At 73.6% G+C, this 16233-nt stretch carries 14 protein-coding genes and 1 pseudogene; 7 read left to right on the plus strand and 8 right to left on the minus strand.

The window, feature by feature from the left end:
- Window positions 1-18 precede the first annotated feature (18 nt).
- Window positions 19-765, plus strand: a complete 747-nt coding sequence (locus tag ACLQ2W_RS07330; protein ID WP_425785741.1) for an SCO6745 family protein — start codon at window positions 19-21, stop codon at window positions 763-765.
- 42 nt (window positions 766-807) lie between these two features.
- Window positions 808-1770, plus strand: coding sequence for a GNAT family N-acetyltransferase (locus ACLQ2W_RS07335; protein ID WP_425785742.1), 963 nt, complete (start codon window positions 808-810; stop codon window positions 1768-1770).
- 75 nt (window positions 1771-1845) lie between these two features.
- Here the strand turns inward: ACLQ2W_RS07335 and ACLQ2W_RS07340 are convergent, their stop codons facing one another.
- Window positions 1846-2301, minus strand: a complete 456-nt coding sequence (locus ACLQ2W_RS07340) for a gamma-glutamylcyclotransferase (protein WP_281942908.1) — start codon at window positions 2299-2301, stop codon at window positions 1846-1848.
- Window positions 2302-2407: 106 nt separating this feature from the next.
- Here ACLQ2W_RS07340 and ACLQ2W_RS07345 point away from each other — a divergent pair, with 106 nt between their 5' ends.
- Window positions 2408-3811: an NAD(P)H-quinone dehydrogenase gene (locus tag ACLQ2W_RS07345; protein WP_405092381.1), complete on the plus strand. Its 1404-nt coding sequence runs from the start codon at window positions 2408-2410 to the stop codon at window positions 3809-3811.
- Window positions 3812-3815: 4 nt separating this feature from the next.
- Here ACLQ2W_RS07345 and ACLQ2W_RS07350 read toward each other — a convergent pair whose 3' ends face one another.
- Window positions 3816-4733: a PhzF family phenazine biosynthesis protein gene (locus ACLQ2W_RS07350; protein WP_425785743.1), complete on the minus strand. Its 918-nt coding sequence runs from the start codon at window positions 4731-4733 to the stop codon at window positions 3816-3818.
- 101 nt (window positions 4734-4834) lie between these two features.
- On the minus strand, window positions 4835-5671 hold the full coding sequence (locus tag ACLQ2W_RS07355) for a DedA family protein (RefSeq protein WP_425785744.1): 837 nt from the start codon (window positions 5669-5671) through the stop codon (window positions 4835-4837).
- 247 nt (window positions 5672-5918) lie between these two features.
- Between ACLQ2W_RS07355 and ACLQ2W_RS07360 the strand changes: the two genes are divergently transcribed.
- Together ACLQ2W_RS07360 and thrS are read left to right on the plus strand one after the other, a co-directional pair.
- Window positions 5919-6197: an excalibur calcium-binding domain-containing protein gene (locus tag ACLQ2W_RS07360; protein ID WP_425785745.1), complete on the plus strand. Its 279-nt coding sequence runs from the start codon at window positions 5919-5921 to the stop codon at window positions 6195-6197.
- A 204-nt stretch (window positions 6198-6401) separates the two neighbouring features.
- Window positions 6402-7634 carry a threonine--tRNA ligase gene (thrS, locus tag ACLQ2W_RS07365; RefSeq protein WP_425786025.1) on the plus strand — a complete coding sequence of 411 codons (1233 nt, stop codon included), beginning with the start codon at window positions 6402-6404 and terminating at the stop codon, window positions 7632-7634.
- A gap of 74 nt (window positions 7635-7708) precedes the next feature.
- On the opposite strand, the gene ACLQ2W_RS07370 is transcribed toward thrS, so the two are convergent.
- The 4 genes from ACLQ2W_RS07370 to ACLQ2W_RS07385 all read right to left on the minus strand — a co-directional run bounded on the left by ACLQ2W_RS07370 (window position 7709) and on the right by ACLQ2W_RS07385 (window position 12712).
- A complete protein-coding gene (locus tag ACLQ2W_RS07370; protein WP_425786026.1) occupies window positions 7709-9799 on the minus strand; it encodes an ABC transporter ATP-binding protein in 2091 nt (696 codons plus the stop codon).
- Window positions 9800-9852: 53 nt separating this feature from the next.
- Window positions 9853-11586, minus strand: coding sequence for an ABC transporter ATP-binding protein (locus tag ACLQ2W_RS07375; RefSeq protein ID WP_425785746.1), 1734 nt, complete (start codon window positions 11584-11586; stop codon window positions 9853-9855).
- Window positions 11580-12113, minus strand: a complete 534-nt coding sequence (locus tag ACLQ2W_RS07380; protein WP_425786027.1) for a MarR family winged helix-turn-helix transcriptional regulator — start codon at window positions 12111-12113, stop codon at window positions 11580-11582. The genes ACLQ2W_RS07375 and ACLQ2W_RS07380 overlap by 7 nt, the downstream gene beginning before the upstream one ends.
- A gap of 62 nt (window positions 12114-12175) precedes the next feature.
- A complete protein-coding gene (locus ACLQ2W_RS07385; RefSeq protein WP_425785747.1) occupies window positions 12176-12712 on the minus strand; it encodes a MarR family winged helix-turn-helix transcriptional regulator in 537 nt (178 codons plus the stop codon).
- Window positions 12713-12769: 57 nt separating this feature from the next.
- Between ACLQ2W_RS07385 and ACLQ2W_RS07390 the strand changes: the two genes are divergently transcribed.
- Together ACLQ2W_RS07390 and ACLQ2W_RS07395 are read left to right on the plus strand one after the other, a co-directional pair.
- Window positions 12770-14392, plus strand: a complete 1623-nt coding sequence (locus ACLQ2W_RS07390; RefSeq protein WP_425785748.1) for an MFS transporter — start codon at window positions 12770-12772, stop codon at window positions 14390-14392.
- A 229-nt stretch (window positions 14393-14621) separates the two neighbouring features.
- Window positions 14622-14750 (plus strand): annotated as a pseudogene (locus ACLQ2W_RS07395) (TetR family transcriptional regulator); the annotation flags it as partial.
- Between the two features lie 4 nt (window positions 14751-14754).
- On the opposite strand, the gene ACLQ2W_RS07400 reads toward ACLQ2W_RS07395, so the two are convergent.
- The gene (locus ACLQ2W_RS07400; RefSeq protein ID WP_425785749.1) at window positions 14755-16194 is read right to left on the minus strand and encodes a GuaB1 family IMP dehydrogenase-related protein; all 1440 of its coding nucleotides are present in this window, start codon (window positions 16192-16194) and stop codon (window positions 14755-14757) included.
- Window positions 16195-16233 lie beyond the last annotated feature (39 nt).

The following is a 16233-nucleotide window of genomic DNA, read 5'->3' on the forward strand; positions in this document are numbered from 1 at the left end:
ACGGACGGCGGGCCGGCCATGACTCCCGAGCAGGTCGTCGCCGCCAGCAAGCCACTGGTGCTGGAACTCGGGGAGGCGTTCTCCCGCTGCCCGTCCACGCTGCGCCGGGCCCGGCTGCTCGGCATCTCCGGGTGGGCCTTCTACATCACCGGGCGGGCCGGCGCGCTCGGCGACGTCCGGGCCGAGACGGTGGCCGCGACGCTCGGGTTCATCGCCCCGGAAGCGGTCGCGGACGGGTGGGACGCCTCGGCGCGGACGGTGCCGCCGCTGGAGGTGGCCGCCGCCAACCTGGCCGAGTGCTGCCGGTGGGGCGCGGCCCGGCTGGGCGACGCACCCGGGGTGTCCCGGCTCGCCGGGCTGCTCGGCCGGGCCTTCGACGCGGCGGACGGCAGCGCCATGCCGCTCTTCGCCGCCTGGCGGGCCATGCCGATGCCGGTGCCCGACCCGTCCGCCGGGGCCCGCGCGGCCGTCGGCCTGCTGCTGCTGCGCGAGCACTTCGCCGGGGCGTACCTGCTGGCGGTGCGGGCCGCCGGGCTGACCCCGCTGGAGGCGGTGCTGGCCGGCCCGGAAGGGGAGGCGGGCGCCGCCGCGTGCGGATGGGCGCCGCCGTACCCGCCGATCGGGCCGCTGGTACGCCGCCGGATCTGGGCCGAGGCGGTCACCGACCGCCTGGTGTCCCCGGCGTTCCACGTCCTCGGTCCGGCCGCCGGCACGGAGCTGGTCGAGCTGCTCACCGCCGCGCGGCGGCACGCCCGGCGCGGATAATTGGGAGGCGGAGCGGTCGGGCCGGCTGCCAGGATCGGCCGCGTGACGCTCCCCGCCGGCTGGACGGCCCGCCGCCCCACCCTCGACGACGTCCCCGCGATCCTGGCAGTGGTGCACGCCGCCGACACGTTCGCGGTGGGCCACCCGGACTTCGACGCCGACGACGTGCGGGACGCGCTGACCGCGCCCTTCGTCGACGCGGCCCGGGACTCCTGGCTGGTCACCGACCCCGACGGGACGGCGGTGGCCTGGTCGATCCTGAGCAACCCGACCGGCGTGGGCCGGGAGTGGGTGGACGTGCTCGTCGACCCGGCCCGGGGCGTCGAGCTGCGTGCCCCGCTGCTGGCCCGGCTGCTCGACCGGGTCGCCGAACGGGCCGCCGAGCGTGGCGTGCCCGCGCTGACCGCGCGCACCGGCGCGTACGCGCCGGAGACCCGCTGGGCGGGCGAGCTGGTGGGGGCCGGGTTCACCCGGATCAAGCGGTACGTCCGGATGAGCCGCCCGCTGGCCGACCTGCCGGCCGAGCCGGCCCCGCCGGCCGGGGTGACGGTCCGGCCGCTGCGCCCCGACGACGAGGCCGACCTGCGGCTGTTCCACCGGATCCACGACACCGCGTTCCGCGACACGCTCGACTACGAGCCGCTCGACTTCGGGCGTTGGCGGGAGCTGATCCCGGCGTACGGCAGGGTCTGGGACGAGTGGTTCCTGGCCGAGGTCGACGGCGAGCCGGCCGGTGCGTTGCAGTCCTCCGACCAGGCGGTGGAGCACGGCTCGGGCTGGGTCCGGACGCTGTCCGTGCTGCCCACCCACCGGCGGCGTGGGGTGGGCGCGGCGCTGCTGCGCCGGGCGTTCGCGGTCTACGCCGCCAAGGGGCGCGTCCGGGCCGGGCTGGGCGTGGACCTGACCAACCCGACCGCGCCGGTCACGCTCTACCGCTCGGTCGGGCTGGTCGAGGAGCGCTGGACCGACATGTACGAGCGGACCGTGCCCGCCCCGGGGGTGTGACCCGGGACCCCCGGGCCGGGGGTCGGCGAGCGGGCGGCCGGTCGTCCGGCGCACACTGTCGGGGTGGGAGACGCGCTACGCGGACGCCGTGCCGGTGGGGCGGGACCGCAGCTCGGTGACGTAGTCGTCCGGCGCGCCCGCCTTCTCCGCCGCGTTCGCGATCTCCGACAGGTACCACGACGTCGGCAGGCCGCCCTCGTAGCCGTCGAAGACGTAGACCCACGCGGTCACGTCCCCGTCCAGCGTCGAGATGCGGACGGTCAGCTTGCGGTAGGTCCCGGCGGTCACGCCCTCGATCTCGTCGAGCTGGGCGGCGTCGTACGGGTGGATGTCGTAGAGCGCCACGAAGACCCGGTCACCCGGGGACTCGACCACGGTGCTGACCGAGCCCTCCCAGCCGATGACGTCCTCGCCCGCGAAGGTGAGTCGCCACCCCTCCAGCCAGCCGGTGCCCACCATCGGCGAATGCGGACAGTAGGCGCGCATGCGAGCGGGGTCCAGGTTTGAGCCGTAAGCGGCGTAGAGACGCACGGCGACGACGATAGCCCGGCCGGCGGGTGGGGGAGAATACGACGGTGCGTGTCGGGCACGACGGGGAAAAGAAAGTCACTGTGAGCACGGACGAGAGGATGGCTCAGTGAGCCAGATTGTGATCATCGGCGGTGGACCGGCCGGGTACGAGGCGGCGCTGGTCGCCGCCCAGCTGGACGCCGATGTCACCGTGGTCGAGGCGGAGGGCGCCGGCGGCGCCTGCGTGCTCTCCGACTGCGTGCCCTCCAAGACCTTCATCGCCAGCTCGGAAGTGGTCACCGGCTACCGGGACACCGAGGAGTTCGGGGTGCACTCCGACGGCCTGGAGGCGGTCACGGTCGACGCCCCGGCGGTGCACGAGCGGGTCAAGCGGCTCGCCCTCGCCCAGTCCGCCGACATCCACGCCAAGCTGGTCAAGGCCGGGGTGGAGTTCGTCGCGGGGACCGCACGGCTCGGCGAGGACAAGCTCGGCCACACCCACCAGGTGGTCGTCACCCCCGCCGACGGCGCGGCCCCGTACCCGATCGACGCCGCCACCGTGCTGGTCGCCACCGGCGCGACCCCGCGCCAGCTCCCCACCGCGCTCCCCGACGGGGAGCGCATCCTGACCTGGCGTCAGGTGTACGACCTGCCCGAGCTGCCCGAGCACCTGATCGTGGTGGGCTCCGGCGTCACCGGTGCCGAGTTCGCCAGCGCCTACCTGGCCATGGGCGTCCGGGTCACGCTGGTCTCCAGCCGGGACCGGGTGATGCCGCACGAGGACGCCGACGCCGCGATGGCGATCGAGCGGGTGTTCCGCAACCGGGGCATGAGCATCCTCAACAACTCCCGGGCCGAGGCGGTCCGCCGGGTCGGCGACGGCGTGGAGGTGATGCTCTCCGACGGCCGGCAGGTCACCGGCTCGCACGCGCTGATCGCGGTCGGCTCGATCCCGAACACCGCCGACCTGGGCCTGGCCGAGTACGGCGTCGAGCTGGCCCGCGGCGGCTACGTCACGGTCGACCGGGTCTCCCGCACCAACGTGCCGGGCGTCTACGCGGCCGGCGACTGCACCGGCGTGCTGCCGCTGGCGAGCGTCGCGGCCATGCAGGGCCGGATCGCGATGTGGCACGCGCTGGGCGAGGCGGTGCGACCGCTGCGCCTGCGTACCGTCGCGGCGAACGTCTTCACCGACCCGGAACTGGCCACCGTCGGCGTGTCGCAGGACGAGGTGGACGCCGGCCGGACCCCCGCCCGCCAGGTGATGCTGCCGCTGTCCGGCAACGCCCGGGCGAAGATGGACGACCTGGCCGACGGCTTCGTCAAGCTGTTCTGCCGGCCGGCCAGCGGCCAGGTGATCGGCGGCGTGGTGGTGGCGCCGAAGGCCAGCGAGCTGATCCTGCCGATCACCATGGCGGTGGAGAACAACCTCACCGTCAACGAGCTGGCCCAGACCATCACCATCTATCCGAGCCTGTCCGGCTCGATCACCGAGGCCGCCCGCCAGCTCATGCTGCACGAGCTGGAGTGACGCCTCAGAGGTGAAGTTCGCCGGTCGCGGCCAGGGCGCAGCGACCGGTGAGCCTGGTCCCCTCGGGCGCGACGTCGATGGTCAGGACCGACGGGCGGCCCATCGCGCCGCCCTGAAGGAACCGCACCCGGTCGCCGACGAGCCCACGGCGGTGCAGGTGGGCGGCGAGCGGACCGGCCGCGGTGCCGGTGGCTGGATCCTCGTCGATCCCGACTGTCGGGTTGAAGAACCGGCAGTAGGCGTCGTGCCCGGCACCTGCGTCGCTGGACCGGCTGTATACGTAGCAGCCCTCCGCCCCGAGGTCCGCCAGGACCCGGGCCAGGGCCGGCCCGTGCGGGTCGACGGCGTCGACGTCCCGGGGAGAGGCCAGGGCGACGAGCAGATGGGTGCTGCCGACGGACCCGGTGACCGGGGAAAGCGTCGGGTCCAGGCGTAGCGGGTCGCTCCCGGAGAGCGCCTCGCCGAGCGTCTGCGCCGTCACCGGTGCCTCGGTCAGGTCGACCGGCCCCTGGTCGAGACCGATGGTGAGCACCCCGTCGTCGGTGTCGATGTGCACCGGCAGCGCCCGGCCGCCGAGCTGCTGGACGGCTCCCGGTGCACGCGCGGCACCGATCGTGACGAGCCACCACCAGGCGCCGAGCGCGTTGTGGCCGGCCCCGCCCACCTCATCGCCGCCGGGCGTGAAGGACCGCAGCGAGTGGTCGGCCCCCGGCAGGGTGGGGCGAGAGACGAACGTGGTCTCGGAAAGGTTGAACTCGACGGCGATGGCGGCCATCTGCGCGTCGGTGAGATCGTCGGCGTCGGTGACGACCGCGAGCGGGTTGCCGGTGAGCGGACGGTCGGCGAAGACGTCGACCACGGCGTACGGGTGGGTGTTCCGGTTCCGGCCCGCGTCCGGCGTCATCGATCGAGGAGTCTCCACGCGGTCACGCTAACCATTCGCGTCAGGCCACGTCGAGCCGGATGTTCCCGACGGCCGGCCAAGGGCCGGGCTGTGCTCTGCCAGTAAGCCGATCGCGTGACCTAGTCGACCGAAGCCTCGGTCCGGGACGGCGGCGGGTCCGGCTCCTCGCCGGCCCGGTCGGGCCGGGCACCGTCGACCGCGGCCAGCATCTGCTTCCTGAGCTGCCGGCGCCGGGCCACCCGCTCGGGGTCGTTCCAGGTGGGATCGAGTCGCCGGGCCTGCGTCCCGACGTCGCGCCAGTTCGTCCCGTCATTCATGATCGGTTCTCCTCCGCTGTGGTCACGTGCTCGTGGTGTCGCTCCGGCCGGCTGGGGCTGCCGGGTGCTGAACCAGGTCATCACCCAGCCGGCCGCCGCGAACCCGAGCGCGGCCAGGCCGCCGATCAGCAGCAGCCGCCAGCCCGACTGGGTGAGCGCCCGACCGCCCAGGTGACCGACGAGCGTGCCGTAGCCGGCCCAGCCGACGGCCGCCACCGCCTCGTAGCCCAGGAAGAGGCGGTACGGGTAGCGGCTGCGGCCGGCCGAGAAACAGGCCGCCATCCGGCCGCCGGGCACGAACCGGCAGAGCAGGATCACCAGCGGTCCGGGCTCGCGCAGCCGGCGGGTGGCCCGGGTGACGGCCCGGCGGGCCCGCCCTGGCGTCGCGTCCCGGGTCGCCCGTCGGGTCGGCGTGGTGCGGCCGAGCAGGTAGCAGGCCAGGTCGCCGACGAAGACGCCGGCCGCGCCGACCGCGATGGTGAGCGGCAGGCTGAGCCCGCCGTACACGGTCAGCGCGCCGGTGGTGATCATGACGATCTGGGTCGGCACCACCGGGACGAAGGCGTCGGCGACCAGCAGCGTCAACAGCAGCGCGTACGCCCACATGGGCGACGCGACGCCGGCGATGAGGTCAGCCATGACCGCCGCCGGGGATCGGGCGGGGCGGCGGATCCGAGCGCACCGGCGTACCGTTGACGGGACGCGGCACCGGTGCCGTCGGGTCCCCCGTTCCCGATGCCCGAGCCGCCGCGGGTCGCCGGCAGGTCCCGTGCCGGCGACCCGCACCCGGCCTTCGCTGTCGGGCCTGCGACAGCACGCCTCCCTGAGCGCCCTCCCTCGATACGATCTTGGGCCTTAGCGGCAGCAATCGCGCACAGGAGGCTCCATGGTTTCCACCCTGCTCCGGGGTGTGTTCGCTCTGTCCCTGGCGATCGGCGGCGGCACGGCCGTCGCGGTCGCCCCGGCGGAGGCGGCGGCCAAGACATACAAGAACTGCACCGAGCTGAACAAGACCTACAAGCACGGCGTCGGCAAGAAGGGCGCGAAGGACAAGGTGCGCGGCACCACCAAGCCGGTCACCAACTTCACCGTGTCCAACACCGTCTACGCGAAGAACACCCACCTCGACCGGGACAAGGACAGCGTCGCCTGCGAGAAGCGCTGACCCGCCACCGGCGGCGCGGCCCGGAAAAGCGGTCGCGCCGTCCGGTCGGCCGGCCGTACGGTCACCGCATGCGCAGCGCGGTGAGGACCACGACGCCGGGAGTTCCCGGCGCGCCGCACTGACGTTTCCGTCGACGAGGCCCCGGGGCGATCCGCTCCGGGGCCTCGCGGCGTTCCGGGCCAGCTCGCCTCCGGGTCGTACCCGATCAAGGAGAGCGACATGATCGACCACCGTAGGCTCGGCCGGGACCTGGAACTGTTCGTCACCGACCCGCTCGCGGGCGCCGGACTGCCGATCTGGCTGCCGGCCGGCGCCGCCGCCCGGCACGCCGTCGAGGAGTACGTGCGGGAGCTGGAACGCCGGGCCGGCTACCGGCACGTCTACTCGCCGCCGCTGGGCCGGCGGGAGCTGTTCGAACGGTCCGGGCACCTGGGCTGGTTCGCCGACGACATGTTCCCGCCGATGCGGCTGAGCGCCGACGACGAGTTCGTGCTGCGCCCGGCGCTCTGCCCGCACCACGCGCTGGTGTTCCGCGCCCGCGGCCGGTCCTACCGGGAGCTGCCGCTGCGCGTCGCCGAGCTGGGCGGAATGTACCGCGCGGAGCGCTCCGGCGTGCTCGGCGGGCTGTCCCGGGTGCGCGCCATCTCGCTCAACGACGCGCACAACTTCTGCGCGTTGGAGCAGGTCGGCGACGAGATCCGGGAGATCCTGCGGCTGATCGGCGAGGCGCACGCCGCGCTCGGCGTCCGGCCGGCCGGGTTCCGCCTGTCGCTGCGCGGGCCGGGGCAGCGGTACGTCGGCGACGACGCCGGTTGGGCGCGGGCCGAGGAACTGCTCCGCGCCGCGCTCGACGGGGTGGACGCCGTCGAGGCCCCCGGCGAGGCCGCGTTCTACGGCCCGAAGATCGACATCCAGATCGTGGACGCGGCCGGCCGGGAGTCGACCATCTCCACCGTGCAGCTCGACTTCGACAAGCCGGAGCGGTTCGACCTGTCGTACACCGACTCGGACGGGCGGCGGAAGCGGCCGGTGATGGTGCACCGCAGCCTCGTCGGCAGCATGGAGCGGCTGTTCGCGTACCTCATCGAGGTGCACCAGGGCGCGTTCCCGGCCTGGTACGCCCCGGTGCAGTTGCTCCTGCTCCCGGTCGACGACGCGCAGACCGACGCGGCCGGTCGGCTGGCCCGGGAGGCGGAGGCGGCCGGCCTGCGGGTCGAGGTCGACGCCGGCGGCTCGCTCGGCGCGCGCATCCGGGACGCGTCCCGCCGGCGCGTCCCGTACGTCGGGGTGGTCGGCGCCCGGGAGGCGGCCGACGGCGCGGTGTCGCTGCGCCTGCGCGACGGGCGCGGGTTGGCCCCGATGCCCGCCGCGGACGCGTTGGCCCTCATCGGCGCCGTGGTCGCGAGCCGGTCCGCCGGCCTGCTCCCGCCCGACTGACCCGGCCGCGCCGCCCGGGTGACGGGCTGTCACCCGGGCGGCGCGCGGTGTCCGGGCTGTCGCCGGGTCCACGGTCAGTTCCCGGCCGGCGCGCCGGCCGGACGCATCCCGGCCACCGGGCCGGCGGGCGCCGGCGCGGGCACCTCGTCGGAGATGACCGCGCCGGTGAACTGCGCCCGGTAGAGCCGGGCGTACGCGCCGTCGGCGGCCACGAGCTGGTCGTGGGTGCCCTGCTCGACGATCCGGCCCTGCTCCATCATCAGGATCAGGTCGGCGTCGCGGATGGTGGACAGCCGGTGCGCGATGACGAAACTGGTCCGGTCGGAACGCAGCGCCGCCATGGCGCGTTGGAGCAGCACCTCGGTACGGGTGTCCACCGAGCTGGTCGCCTCGTCCAGGATCAGCAGCGACGGCTCGGCCAGGAACGCCCGCGCGATGGTGATGAGCTGCTTCTCGCCGGCGCTGACGTTGCTGCCCTCCTCGTCGATCACGGTGTCGTAGCCGTCCGGCAGGCTGCGCACGAACCGGTCCACGAACGTGGCCCGGGCCGCGGCCAGGATCTCCTCCTCGGTGGCGTCCGGCCGCCCGTAGGCGATGTTGTCCCGGATGGTCCCGCCGAAGAGCCAGGTGTCCTGGAGCACCATGCCGATCCGGCCACGCAGGTCGTCGCGGCGCATGGTGCTGATGTCCACGCCGTCCAGCGTGATCCGCCCGGCGTCCAGCTCGTAGAAACGCATCACCAGGTTGACCAGGGTGGTCTTGCCGGCGCCGGTGGGACCGACGATGGCGACCGTGTGCCCCGGCTCGGCGACCAGGGAGAGGTCGTCGATCAGCGGCTTCTCCGGGTCGTACCGGAACGAGACGTGTTCGAACTCGACCCGGCCGTGCGGGTCGGCGACCCGGGCCGGCTCGCCCGGGTCGCGGGTCTGCTCGTCGGCGTCCAGCACCGCGAAGACCCGCTCGGCCGAGGCCACCCCGGACTGGAGCAGGTTGGCCATCGACGCGACCTGGGTGAGCGGCTGGGTGAACTGCCGCGAGTACTGGATGAACGCCTGCACGTCGCCGAGGCTCATCGCGCCGGAGGCCACCCGCAGGCCGCCGACCACCGCGATCGCGACGTAGCTGAGGTTCCCGATGAAGAACATCGCCGGCATGATGATCCCGGAGACGAACTGCGCGCCGAAGCTGGCGGCGAACAGCTCGTCGTTCTTGGTCCGGAAGGCGGCCTCGACCTCCTTCTGCCGACCGAAGACCTTGACCAGCTCGTGCCCGGTGTACGCCTCCTCGATCTGGGCGTTCAGCTCACCGGTGTGGGTCCACTGGGCGATGAACTTGCGCTGCGACCGCTTGGCGATCTGGCCGGTGACGATCACCGACAGCGGGATCGCGACCAGGGCCACCGACGCCAGGAGCGGCGAGATCCAGAACATCATCCCGAGTACGCCGACGACGGTGAGCAGCGAGGTGAGCAACTGGCTCAGCGTCTGCTGGAGCGTCTGCGAGATGTTGTCGATGTCGTTGGTGACCCGGCTCAGCAGCTCGCCACGCGGCTGCTTGTCGAAGTAGGGCAGCGGCAGCCGGTTGAGCTTGTCCTCCACGTCGGCGCGCAGGCGCAGCACGGTGCGCTGCACCACCCCGTTGAGCACCCAGCCCTGCGCCCACATCAGGAGGCTGGCGACCACGTAGAGCGCGACCGCGAACGCCAGCACCCGGCCCAGCCGGGAAAAGTCGATGCCGGCGCCGGGCACCACGTCCATCCGGGCCAGCATGTCGGCGAAGTTGCCGTTGCCCGAGGCCCGGGCCGCGGCCACCGCCGCGTCGGTGCTGGTGCCGGGCGGCAGTTGCCGGCCGATCACCCCGTTGAAGATGATGTCGGTGGCGTGGCCGAGCACCTTCGGCCCGACCACGCTGAGCCCGACGCTGGCCAGCGCCAGGGCCAGCACCCCGGCGAGCGGGAGCCGGTGCGGCCGGAGCCGCCTCAGCAGCCGGCGCGCGGACGGGCCGAACCGCATCGCCTTCTCGGCCGGCATGCCCATGCTCATGTGCGGCGGCCCGCCCGGCCGCCGCCCGGCCGCCGGCAGCCGCTTCGGCTCGCTCCCCTGCTGCTGGGGTAGGGCGGTCGTGCTCTTCCCACGGCCCTCGCTGCGCTCGGTGCGTTCGTTCATGCCGTGCTGGCTGGGCATGCCCTCACGGCCCTCGCTGCGCTCGGTGCGTTCGTTCATGCCGGCACCCCCGCGGTCTGCTGCGACGCCACGATCTCGGCGTACGTCGGGCAGTTCTCCAGCAGTTCCTCGTGTCGTCCCATGCCGACGACACCCCCGTCCTCGAGCACGATGATCTGGTCGGCGTCGACGATCGTGGAGACCCGCTGGGCCACGATCACCACCGCCGCGTCCGCGGTGACCGGCTTGAGGGCGGCCCGCAGCCGGGCGTCCGTGCCGAGGTCGAGCGCGGAGAAGGAGTCGTCGAAGAGGTAGATCTCCGGTTTGCGGACCAGTGCCCGGGCGATGGCCAGGCGTTGCCGCTGGCCGCCGGAGACGTTCGTGCCGCCCTGCGCGATCGGCGCGTCCAGCCCGCCCGGCATGTCTTCGACGAAGTCCCGCGCCTGGGCGATCTCCAGCGCCGTCCACAGGTCGGCGTCGGTGGCCGCCGGGTTGCCGTAGCGCAGGTTGCTCGCCACCGTGCCGCTGAACAGGTACGGCCGTTGCGGCACCAACCCGATCCGGCGCCACAGCTCGTCCGGGGCCAACTCGCGGACGTCCACGTCGTCGACGAGCACCGCGCCGGCGGTGGGGTCGACCAGCCGGGGGATCAGCGTCAGCAGCGTGGTCTTGCCGGCGCCGGTGGACCCGATGATCGCCGTGGTCCGGCCCGGTCGGGCCCGGAACGAGATGTCGTGCAGCACCGGCGCGGTGGCGCCCGGGTACTGGAAGCCGGCGCCGCGCAGTTCCAGCTCACCGCGGCTGGAGACCTCGGTCACCGGGTCCGGCGAGGGCACCACCGACGAGTCGGTGTCCAGCACCTCCTGGATGCGTTCGGCGCAGACCGCGGCGCGGGGCACCATCATCAGCATGAAGGTGGCCATCATGACCGCCATCAGGATCTGCATCAGGTAGGCCAGGAACGCGGTGAGCGCGCCGATCTGGATCTCACCGGAGTCGACCCGGGCCGCGCCGAACCACAGCACCGCGACGCTGGAGACGTTGAGCACCAGCATCACGATCGGGAAGATCAGCGCCTGGAGTCGGCCGATGCGCAGCGCGGTCGCGGTCAGTTCGGTGTTGGCCACCCCGAAGCGGTCGGTCTCGTACGGCTCGCGGACGAAGGCCCGGACCACCCGGATGCCGGTGATCTGCTCGCGCAGCACCCGGTTGACGGTGTCGATCCGGGTCTGCATGAGCCGGAAGCCGGGCACCATCCGGCGGATGATCAGGCCCAGCGCGACGGCCAGCACCGGCACGCAGACCAGCATCAGCCAGGAGAGCCCGACGTCCTCGCGCAGCGCCATCACCACGCCGCCGATGCTCATGATCGGCGCGGCCACCAGCATGGTGCAGCTCAGCAGCACCAGCATCTGCACCTGCTGGACGTCGTTGGTGTTGCGGGTGATCAGCGACGGCGCGCCGAACCGGGCGACCTCGCGGGCGGAGAAGCGGTTGACGTGGCCGAAGATGGCGCCGCGGACGTCCCGCCCGAAGCCCATCGCGGTGCGGGCGCCGAGGTAGACGGCGGCGATCGAGCAGGCGATCTGGAGCAGGCTGACCACCAGCATCCACCCGCCGGTACGCAGGATCTGGTCGGTGTCGCCGCGCGCGACGCCCCGGTCGATGATGTCGGCGTTCAGGCTGGGCAGGTAGAGCGAGGCCATGGTGCCGACGAACTGGAGCGCCACCACGGCGGCCAGTGGTCGTCGGTACGGGCGTAGGTGCGTCTGGAGCAGGCGGATCAGCACGGATGTCTCCCCGTTGGCGACTCGGTGTCGGACTCGCTGTCGGACTCGCTGTCCCGGTTCAACCGACGGAGGTCCCCGTCGGACATGCCGGTGACGATTTCGGTCAGGAATTCGCGGATGATCGCGCGCTTGGCCGGGTCGGCGTCGACCGACGTCAGTGGGCGGTCGCTGTGGATCATGTCGATGATGGCGCGGGCGTGCTCGTGCCCCTTGTCGGTGAGCGTGAGCCGGACGGTCCGCCGGTCCTCGGGGCCGCGTTGCCGGCTGACGAAGCCGTCCCGCTCCAGCGTGTCGACGATGCCGGTGAGCGTCGCCGGTCGGACGAAGCACAGCTCGGCCATCTCCCGGTGGGTGGCCTCGCCGGAGCGCAGCAGGATCATCAGCACGCGCATGCCGGCGGAGGTGAGGCCGTGGTGCTCGGCCAGGTAGCGCCCCCAGTGCTGCTCGACGACGTGGCCGGCGATGGAGATGAGCCGGCCGAGCGGCGCGTGCTGCAACGCGTCGGGGAAGCGGACGAGCGGTCCCATGTTCACGGGCGTCAGATTAGCGCCCGAATCATCAGGCCCCAAACTAATTACTGAGAATCGTCTCAGTCGCGTTCGTCACGGGCCGACCGGGCCGGCCCCGGCTCGTCCGGCGCGGTGGCGACGTAGTCGCGCATCACGTCCGCGACCTCGCGCAGGAACGCCGCGGTGGCCTCGGCCTGCTCCGGGGTGAGCCGGGCGACCGCCCGGTCCACGCCGACAAGCATCGGGCGCAGCGCCTCCAGCACCTCGCCGACCGCGTGTTCGGTCACCTGGAGGCTCAACCGCCGGCGGTCGTACGGGTGCGGGGCGCGGGCGACGTGCCCGGCCCGGACCAGCCGGTCGACGAGCGTGGTGGCGGACGCGGACCGGATGCCGAGCCGGTTGCCCAGCTCGACCGGGCCCAGCGGTTCGGGGCTGGAGATCAGGTGGTCGATGGCCGCGGCGTCGGTCGCGCCGATGCCGAGGCGGCGGGCCAGCGCGGCCCGGGTGTCCCCGGCGACCCGCAGCATCTCGCGCAGGGCGCGGGCGGCCTCACTGCTCGGCGGCGGGCCGGTGGGCCCGGCCGGTCCGGTCTCCCCGGTTGACGGCACCCCCTCCATGGGTTAAAGCTAGCATCTCGGGTAGCTAGAAAATCTAGCTAAAGGGGGAGGGGTGCCATGCGCACCGAGGGGCGCGGACGCTGGTTCGGACTGCTCGCCATCAGCCTCGGCGTGGCGATGATCATCGTGGACGCCACCATCGTGAACGTCGCGGTGCCGCAGATCATCCGGGACCTGGACATCACCTCCACCGACGCGCAGTGGGTCCAGGAGGCGTACACCCTGGTCTTCGCGTCGTTGCTGCTGGTCGCCGGCCGCTTCGCCGACCGGTCCGGGCGGCGGCGGATGTTCGTCGTCGGGGTCGGCGTCTTCGTGGTGGCCAGCGTGCTGGCCGCGTTCGCCGACTCCGGCGAGACGCTGATCGCCGCCCGGGTGCTCCAGGGCATCGGCGGCGCGATGATGCTGCCCACCTCGCTCTCCCTGCTCAACGCCAACTTCACCGGCCGCGAACGGGGCATCGCGTTCGCGGTCTGGGGTTCCACCATCGGCGGCGCGGCGGCGCTCGGGCCGTTGCTCGGCGGCTGGCTCACCACCACGTACTCCTGGCGGTGGGCGTTCGGCATCAACGTCCCGGTCAGCCTCGCCGTGATCGTCGGCACCCTGCTGCTGGTCGTCGAGTCCCGCGACGACCGCGCCGAACGCGGCGTCGACCTGCTCGGCGCGCTGCTCTCCGTGGTCGGCATGACCGGCGTGGTGTTCGCGCTCATCGAGGGCCGCACCTACGGCTGGTGGGAGCGGGAGCGCCCGTTCAGCCTGTTCGGCCTGGACTGGACCGCCTCGATCTCGCCGGTGCCGGTGGCCGCGCTCGCCGGGCTGGCCGCGCTCGGCGTCTTCCTGGCCCAGCAGGTCCGCCGCAACCGGGCCGGCCGGCCCGCGCTGCTCGACCTGTCGTTGTTCGGCATCGGGTCCTTCCGCAACGGCATCCTGGCCGCCGCGATCGTGAGCCTGGGCGAGTTCGGCCTGCTCTTCGCGCTGCCGCTGTGGTTCCAGAACGTGCTCGGCTACAGCGCCTTCCGCACCGGCCTGGCGCTGCTGCCGCTCGCCGTCGGCAGCTTCCTGGCCAGCGGCATCGGCGCGCCACTGACCCAGCGCTGGGGCGCGGCCCGGGTGGTCCAGCTCGGCGTCGCCGCCGAGCTGGTCGGCGTCGCCGGGCTCGGCCTCGTGGTCGCGCCGGACACCCGCTGGTGGGCCCCGGTGGCGTTCCTCTTCGTCTACGGCGTCGGCGTCGGCCTGGCCACCGCGCAACTCACCGGCGTCTCGCTGGCCGAGGTGCCGGTCCGGCGCAGCGGGCAGGGCTCCGGGTTGCAGAGCACCGCCCGGCAGGTCGGGTCGGCGCTCGGCATCGCGGTGCTCGGCACCGTGCTCTTCGCCGGCCTGGGCGGGCTGCTCGGCGACCGGCTGGCCGATCAGCCCGGCCTCGACCCGGCCGGCCGGGACCAGGTGGTGACCGCGGTGAAGGAGAGCGCCGGCGCGGCGATCAGCGGGCTGGCGGCGGATCCGCGTACCGCGCCGGTGGCCGAGGAGGCGAAGGCGGCCTTCTCCGACGCCACCCGGTACGCGGCCTTCACGGCGGCCGGGTTCCTGCTGGTCGGCCTGCTCGCCTGCCTGCGCCTGCCGAGCGTCCGTGCCGACGCCACCGGGGACGCCCCGTCGACCGGGGCGGAACCGGCCCGGGTCTGAGCCCGGAGCCGGCCCGGTCCGGAGCCGGCCCGGTCCGGAGCCGGGCGCGGGCCGGTTCCGAGCCGGGCGCAGGCCCTCGCCAGCGCGGCGCGTCAGCCGCCCAGCGGTCAGGCCGCGCAGCGCGTTCGCCGGCGTGACGGGTCAGCCGCCCAGCGCGATCGCCAGCGCGGCGGCCACGAAACACGACCTGGAGCGGGTGTCCCGGCACACCGGCCGGGAGCCGGACACCGACGCGCTGGCCGCCTGGTCGATCGCGCACGGCTTCGCCGAGCTGTGGCTGGCCGGCGCCCTGCCCGACCGGGTCGGCGCCGACCCCGAGCCGGCCGCCCGTACGGTGGTCGGCCGGCTGTTCCGCTGAGCCGTCACCAGCTCGTCGGCAGCGGCATCCCCTCGGTGTAGCCGGCGGTGCTCTGCACCCCGACCAGCGCCCGCTCGTGGAACTCGTCAAGCGTGCGCGCGCCGGCGTAGGTGAACGCGCTGCGTACCCCGGAGACGATCTCGTCGATCAGGTCCTCGACGCCCGGCCGGGTCGGGTCGAGGTACATCCGGGCCGAGGAGATGCCCTCCTCGAAGATCGCCTTCCGGGCCCTGTCGAACATGCTGTCCTCGGCGGTCCGCGCGCTCACCGCCCGGGACGAGGCCATGCCGAAGCTCTCCTTGTAACGCCGGCCGTCCGCGTCGGTGTAGAGGTCGCCGGGGGACTCGTAGGTGCCGGCGAACCAGGAACCGATCATCACGTTCGAGGCGCCGGCGGCCAGCGCCAGCGCCACGTCGCGCGGGTGACGGACGCCGCCGTCGGCCCAGACGTGCCGGCCCAGCGAGCGGGCCGCCGCCGCGCAGTCGAGCACCGCGGAGAACTGCGGTCGGCCCACCCCGGTCATCATCCGGGTGGTGCACATCGCGCCCGGCCCGACGCCCACCTTCACGATGTCGGCGCCGGCCTCGACCAGGTCGCGTACCCCGTCGGCGGTGACCACGTTGCCGGCCGCCACCGGGACGGCCGGGTCGAGCTTGCGGACCGCCCGCAGCGCCTGCATCATCCGCTCCTGGTGGCCGTGCGCGGTGTCCACGACAAGCGTGTCCACCCCGGCCTCCAGCAGCGCGGCGGCCTTGCCGGTGACGTCGCCGTTGATGCCCACCGCCGCCGCGATGCGCAGCCGGCCCCGGTCGTCGACCGCCGGCCGGTACAGCGTCGCCCGCAGCGCGCCCGCCCGGGTCAGCACGCCGACCAGGCGGCCCTCGGCGTCCACCACCGGCGCGAGCCGCCGCCGGCCCGCCGAGAGTCGGTCAAATCCGGTACGCGGGTCCGCGTCCGCCGGCACGGTGTGCAGCTCGGTGGACATCACGTGCCGGAGCTGGGCGAAGCGGTCCACCCCCACGGTGTCCGCCTCGGTCACCACGCCCACCGGTCGGCCGTCGGTGTCGACCACGACCACCGCGCCGTGCGCGCGCTTGGGCAGCAGGTGGATGGCGTCGCCCACGGTGTCGGTCGGGCCGAGCGTGATCGCCGTGTCGTGCACCAGGTGCCGCTGCTTGACCCAGCCGACCACGTTGGCGACGACCTCGATCGGGATGTCCTGCGGGATCACCGCGACCGCGCCCCGCCGGGCGACGGTCTCGGCCATCCGCCGGCCGGCCACCGCGGTCATGTTCGACACCACGAGCGGGACGGTGGTGCCGGTGCCGTCGCCGGAGGACAGGTCGACGTCGAGCCGGGAGCCCACCTCCGAACGGTTGGGCGCCATGAAGACGTCGTTGTAGGTCAGGTCGTGCGCGGGGACCGCGCCATGTAGGAACCGCACCCGGCCATCATTCCCGCTCCCGGCGCGTCCCGCCGTCGC

The organism is Micromonospora sp. DT227 (genome assembly GCF_049841835.1).
GTDB lineage: Bacteria > Actinomycetota > Actinomycetes > Mycobacteriales > Micromonosporaceae > Micromonospora.